Origin of the sequence: Streptomyces sp. XM83C (assembly GCF_023072675.1) — a bacterium.
Classification (GTDB): Bacteria; Actinomycetota; Actinomycetes; order Streptomycetales; family Streptomycetaceae; genus Streptomyces; species Streptomyces thermocoprophilus.
On record NZ_JALLGL010000392.1, the window covers coordinates 1 to 4,887 of the forward strand.

3 protein-coding genes and 1 pseudogene are annotated in these 4,887 nt (G+C 71.7%); 2 read left to right on the plus strand and 2 right to left on the minus strand.

Annotated features, from left to right (window positions below; all coding sequences use genetic code 11):
- Positions 1-21: 21 nt before the first annotated feature.
- The gene (locus MTQ10_RS27845) at positions 22-1,608 is read right to left on the minus strand and encodes a protein kinase domain-containing protein (RefSeq protein WP_247473050.1); all 1,587 of its coding nucleotides are present in this window, start codon (positions 1,606-1,608) and stop codon (positions 22-24) included.
- A gap of 336 nt (positions 1,609-1,944) precedes the next feature.
- Here MTQ10_RS27845 and MTQ10_RS27850 point away from each other — a divergent pair, with 336 nt between their 5' ends.
- Positions 1,945-3,591 (plus strand): protein kinase domain-containing protein, encoded by a 1,647-nt coding sequence (locus MTQ10_RS27850; protein ID WP_247473052.1) that lies wholly within the window; start codon positions 1,945-1,947, stop codon positions 3,589-3,591.
- A 294-nt stretch (positions 3,592-3,885) separates the two neighbouring features.
- On the opposite strand, the gene MTQ10_RS27855 is transcribed toward MTQ10_RS27850, so the two are convergent.
- On the minus strand, positions 3,886-4,431 hold the full coding sequence (locus tag MTQ10_RS27855; RefSeq protein ID WP_247473055.1) for a bacterial proteasome activator family protein: 546 nt from the start codon (positions 4,429-4,431) through the stop codon (positions 3,886-3,888).
- A 160-nt stretch (positions 4,432-4,591) separates the two neighbouring features.
- Here MTQ10_RS27855 and MTQ10_RS27860 point away from each other — a divergent pair.
- Positions 4,592-4,887: pseudogene (locus MTQ10_RS27860) on the plus strand (hypothetical protein); the annotation flags it as partial.

A 4,887-nucleotide genomic window follows, 5' to 3' on the forward strand; every position in this document is an offset into this window, starting at 1 on the left:
GGCCGGCCCCCGGGGGCGGGCTCAGCTCGTCGGGCCACCGCCGTTGGCGCCCTCGACCACGCCGCCGCCGTTCCCGTCGGTCGGCTGTGTGTCGGTCGGCTCGGAGTCCGTCGGCTGCGTGTCCGTGGGCTCGGAGTCCGTCGGCTGCGTGTCGGTCGGCTGGGTGTCCGTCGGCTCACCCGTCGGATTGCGGCTGTACGTCGGCGACGGCGTGTACGACGGGGTCTTCGACGGCGTCCACTGGTTGCCGTCGCCCCAGCCGGAGCTGTCGTCGGTCGAGCCGCCGCTGTCGTCCTCGGTCGTCTCGTCACTCGGCGTCGCGCTCGGGGTGTCCTCCGTGCTGGACTGCGTCACCGACGGCGACTGGGTCGTCTTCGGGCCGCCGCCCGTGCCGCCGCCGCCCCGCACCGCCAGCGCCACGCCCGCCGCGATCGCGATCACCGCGAGGACGGCGAGGATCCAGAGCTTGCCCCGGCCGCTGCCCCTGTTGCCGTGCCCCTCGAAACCGCCGTCGTCGCCGCTGCCGTACCCGGCGGGCAGGATCGGCTGCGGCATCGCGGTCGTACCGGCGTGGTCGGGGTGCGGCAGCATCTGCGTGCCCGCGTACCCCCCGGCCGGGGTGTGCCGGCCGTCGTGCATGTCGACGGGGCCGGTGTTCCAGGTGCCGGTGTGGCCGCCCGCCTCGTACAGCATCTGCAACGCGTACTGGACGAGCCCGCGCATCTCCTCGGCCGTCTGGAAACGGTCGTCGGGCTCCTTGGCCAGGGACCGCATGACGAGGCCGTCCAGCTCCGGCGGGGCGCCGTCGGACACCTCGGAAGGCGGCGTCGGGATGTCCTGCACATGCTGGTACACCACCGACAGCGGCGTCTCACCGGTGAACGGCGGGCGCAGCGCGAGCAGTTCGTACAGCAGACAACCCGTCGCGTACAGGTCGGAGCGGTGGTCGACGGCCTTGCCGAGCGCCTGCTCCGGGGAGAGGTACTGCGGGGTGCCCATCACCATGCCGGTCTGCGTCATCGTCGTGGACGCGCCGTGCAGGGCGCGGGCGATGCCGAAGTCCATCACCTTCACCGCGCCGGTGTTGGTGATGATGACGTTGGCGGGCTTGATGTCGCGGTGCACGATGCCGTGCTGATGCGAGTAGGCCAGCGCCTCCAGCACACCGGAGACGATGATCAGGGCCTGCTCGGGGCCGGGCGCCTCCGCGTTCATCAGCAGGTCGCGGATGGTGCGGCCCTCGACCAGCTCCATCACGATGTACGGCACGCTCTGGCCGCCCACGATGTCCTCGCCGGAGTCGTACACGGCGACGATCGCATGGTGGTTGAGGCCGGCCACGGACTGGGCCTCGCGCGTGAAACGGGCCTTGGAGACCGGGTCCTCGGCGAGGTCGGCGCGCAGCAGCTTCACCGCCACGGTCCGGCCGAGCCGTACGTCCTCGGCCGCGAACACCTCCGCCATGCCGCCCCGGCCGAGCCGGCGGGTGAGCCGGTACCGGCCGTCCCCGACAAGCCCGCCGTTCCCCCACGTCTCCGGCGCGTCTGACATCCCGCCGCCAGTCGCCTCGGGGTCGGACGGGCCCTGAGCGCGCTGCTGCTGTGCCATCGGTCCTCGCCGTCGTTTCTGCCCGCGGTACGCGCGGTGTTGTTACGGTCTCCGTCGGCCACGCTACAGCCTCCGCGCCGGGCCGCGGTGCGGGAAGGGTGCGGGGACAGGACAGGAGCCGGACCGGCCATGAAAGCGTCAGGTCCGCTGCTCGTGCAAATTCCGTGTACCGGCCGTATGCCTGCTGTAACGCTTCCGCGACGCTTCTTTCGCGTACGGTCACGGAACGGGCACCGCGCTTGACGTGTCGGTGCCCTCCGGCAGACTTGGCCGGGAATAGCACTTTCGATCAATGGCAGCAAGCGCCTGACGGCCGGCCGATGGGGGACGCAGAAGATGAGCCAGGACGGCGCACAGGGCCGGTACGCGGGACGGGCTTTGGCCAACGGCCGCTACCAGCTGCGCGACCTGCTCGGCGAGGGCGGCATGGCCTCGGTGCACCTCGCCTACGACACGGTGCTCGACCGTCAGGTCGCCATCAAGACCCTGCACACCGAACTCGGCCGGGAACAGGCCTTCCGCGAGCGGTTCCGCCGCGAGGCGCAGGCCGTGGCGAAGCTCACGCACACCAACATCGTGTCGGTCTTCGACACCGGCGAGGACGAGCTGGACGGCTCGACGATGCCGTACATCGTCATGGAGTACGTCGAAGGCCGCCCGCTTGGCTCCGTGCTCGCCGAGGACATCCAGAACCACGGCGCGATGCCCGCCGACAAGGCGCTGAAGGTCACCGCGGACGTGCTCGCGGCGCTGGAGATCAGCCACGAGATGGGGCTGGTCCACCGCGACATCAAGCCGGGCAACGTCATGGTGACCAAGCGCGGCGTGGTCAAGGTCATGGACTTCGGCATCGCACGCGCCATGCAGTCGGGTGTGACGTCGATGACACAGACCGGCATGGTCGTCGGCACCCCGCAGTACCTCTCCCCCGAGCAGGCGCTGGGCCGCGGTGTGGACGCCCGCTCCGACCTGTACTCGGTCGGCATCATGCTGTTCCAGCTCGTCACGGGGCGGCTGCCGTTCGACGCGGACTCGCCGCTCGCGATCGCGTACGCGCATGTGCAGGAGGAACCGCCGGTTCCGTCCTCGATCAACCGTTCGCTGCCGCCGGCGGTGGACGCGCTCGTCGCCCGCGCGCTGAAGAAGAACCCGAACGAGCGGTTCCCGACGGCCGAGTCGATGCGCGACGAATGCCTGCGCGTCGCGTCGTCCTTCCAGCCGGCCCCGCCGAGCATCGTGCAGGGCACGCCCACGCAGAGCGGCTCCGGTGTCGGCTCCGCGGTGTTCCCGCCGGTCGGGCAGAACACCCAGCCGCCGCAGCAGCAGAGCGTGCAGACGCCGTACCAGCCGAACCCGGCGACACCCAACCCGTACGGCACCCCGGCGCCGACGCCCGCTCCGTCGTACGGCTATCCGCAGCAGGGCGGCTACCAGACGCCGAACCCGACGCCGTACGCCCAGCAGGGCGCGGCCACCCCGCCGCCGTACACGCTGACCCCGCAGTCCGGGTCCGTCCCCGCGCAGGGCGGCGGCGCGCGCAGCAACCGGCCGGTGATCATCGGGTCCACGGTGGTCGCGGTGATCGCGATCATCGGCCTGATCGCGGCACTGTCCATGCGCGGCGACGACGACGGCAGCGGCGGCGAGGGCACCGAGACCGCCGCCTCCCCCTCGGCGACCCACAGGGCCGGCTATCGCGGCCCCGACCCCTCGCGCACCATCGACCCGACCAAGTGCACCGAGCCGCGGGAGGCGTACAACGACCCCGACAAGATCGAGGTGCCGAACTTCCAGTACAAGCACATCGCCTCGGTCAAGGAGTGCCTGTCGGCGGCCGGCTGGAGGATCAAGACGACGTCGGTGGACGAGAACGTCTACGGCGAGGGCACGGTCATCAACCAGTTCCCGACCGCCGGCACGGAGGTCGACCCGAGCGACGTGGAGATCCAGGTCGGCGTCTCGACGGGCAACCCGCCGGCCTGACCGGCGGGACACGCGGCGACGGCGGCGCGCGGCCTCAGGGGCTCGGGCCGCCTGAGAGGCTCGGTCCTCAGAGACTCGGTCTCAGAAGCTCGGGTCTCAGGGCAGCGGAAGGCCCGGCGGTCGGTCCGCCGGGCCTTTTCCGTGTCGTGTCGTCCGCCCCGGGGGCGGGTCCGCGGGCCGTGGACGGCCTCGGTCCGTGGACGGCTGCGGTCCGTGGACGGCTGCGGTCCGTGGACGGCTGCGGTCCGTGGACGGCTGCGGTCCGTGCGCGGCCGGACGAGGCCCGCGTACGGCCTACAGGTACGGCCCGCCCTGGCGACCGCCCGCGCGGGGGTCGTCGTGGCTGTCGGGCATGTTGCCGCTCGGAAGGGCGCGGCGCATCTGCTCCAGCTGAGCGCGTGCCGCCATCTGCTGGGCGAACAGCGTGGTCTGGATCCCGTGGAAAAGCCCCTCCAGCCAGCCGACCAACTGGGCCTGCGCGATCCGCAGTTCCGCATCGGACGGGGTGGCGTCGTCGGTGAACGGCAGCGACAGTCGCTCCAGCTCCTCCACCAGCTCCGGAGCCAGACCGTCCTCCAGCTCCTTCACCGAGCTGGCGTGGATCTCCTTCAGCCGGGCGCGGCTCGCCTCGTCGAGCGGAGCCACACGGACCTCTTCGAGCAGCTGCTTGATCATGCTGCCGATGCGCATGACCTTGGCCGGCTGCTCGACCTGCTCCGTCACCGGCGTCTCGTGGGAGTCCTCGTCGCCTTCGCCGCCACCGAGTGCCATGCCGTCCTGGCCCACCACCAGGATCCGCTGGGCGTTCTCCGACGACCGTTCGTTCCTCGGCATCTCCATGCCCACATTCTCTCGCACGCCAGTACCTCATCACCGTGGTGCCCCCGGCGGCAGCCGATACACCGCTTTCCCACCGCACGTTCATGTCACGGCCGCGCCCGCCCGCCCCCTCGGATCAGTCCGGAATGCTGGGAAGGTCAGCGAGTGTGAGGCTTGTCCTGTGGCACGTACACGAGGGCTGCGGACGACAGGGCTCATGCCGCTGGGAGCGGCGGCGCTGGGGGCCGCCGCACTGATGCTGACGGGGGCGCAGACGGCGTACGGCGCCGCTCCGACGGTCGTCGTGACGGCGTACGACGCCTCGGCGGAGGCCTCTGCCGTCGGTGCCGTACCGGCGCCCGACGATCCCGGGCGCGGGGCGCGCGAGGAGCCGGGCGGGGCGGGCCGGGACCGGGAACAGGGCCGGGACTCGGATCGCGACCGGGACCGGAACCGGGGCGACAACGAGGACGGGGG

Coding starts and splice junctions, on each gene's coding strand:
- MTQ10_RS27855 (WP_247473055.1), bottom strand. CDS start 4,431: ATGGAGATGCCGAGGAACGAACGGTCGTCGGAGAACGCCCAGCGGATC.
- MTQ10_RS27850 (WP_247473052.1), top strand. CDS start 1,945: ATGAGCCAGGACGGCGCACAGGGCCGGTACGCGGGACGGGCTTTGGCC.
- MTQ10_RS27845 (WP_247473050.1), bottom strand. CDS start 1,608: ATGGCACAGCAGCAGCGCGCTCAGGGCCCGTCCGACCCCGAGGCGACT.